This is a genomic window from Leisingera sp. ANG59 (assembly GCF_013317235.1).
GTDB lineage: Bacteria > Pseudomonadota > Alphaproteobacteria > Rhodobacterales > Rhodobacteraceae > Leisingera.
The window spans coordinates 1-736 of the sequence record NZ_WLCM01000101.1; the positions used below are offsets into that span (position 1 = coordinate 1).

Annotated in this window: 1 protein-coding gene; it reads right to left on the reverse strand. The window is 70.3% G+C overall.

Annotation, left to right across the window (positions count from 1 at the left end; genetic code table 11):
* Window positions 1–27: 27 nt before the first annotated feature.
* Window positions 28–736 (reverse strand): MotA/TolQ/ExbB proton channel family protein (locus GKC28_RS26095; RefSeq protein ID WP_254604432.1); only part of this gene is annotated, 709 nt, incomplete at its 5' end.

Sequence of the window (736 nt, forward strand, 5' to 3'; positions counted from 1 at the left end):
CGCGGGGCGGGGGCGAGCTGCATGGGGCTACTCGGCGGCAAGCGCCAGCTGATCGGGCTGGGAGGCGACGAAAATGCGGGTGGCGTTGTCTTCGATATCGCGGCGGATACGGGAGATTACCGCTTCGAACCAGGTCAGCGCGGCGGAGGCAGGGATGGCAACGGCCATGCCGGCAGCAGTGGTCAGAAGCGCCTCCCAGATGCCGCCGGCCAGCAGGGCGGGGTCGGCCTTGGAGCCTGCGGCCTGCAGCGCCTGGAAGGCGGCGATCATGCCCAGAACAGTGCCGAGGAGGCCCAGGAGCGGCGCGATGGTGGCAATCAGCTCCAGCGCGCCGAGGCCGGTGGCGGCGCTGGCCAGATGCAGCTTGGCAACTCGCGCCGTTTCCTCGCGGGCGCGGTCCTCCGGCAGGCTGGCGGTAGCGGTGAGGGCGGCGGTCACGACTTTGGAGCGCACGCCGATGCGGTTCTGCACGATGGCAAGCGCGGCGGCGCGGTCGCCGCGTTCAAAGGCGGCTACGGCATCGGCGGCCTTGCCGCGGGACCAGGCGCCGATCAGGGCCAGCCGCCAGATCTTCCACAGGATCAGCGCCAGGGTGATGACAGACAGGGCAGCKATGGCCCAGATCGAGGGGCCGCCGTCGCGCAGGAATTTCAGAGCCTTGGCGGAGGCGCCAGTTGCGATTTGCGCCATTTCGGGTTGGGCGGGCAGCTCCGTGGCGGGTTGCGGTAGAGGGGAG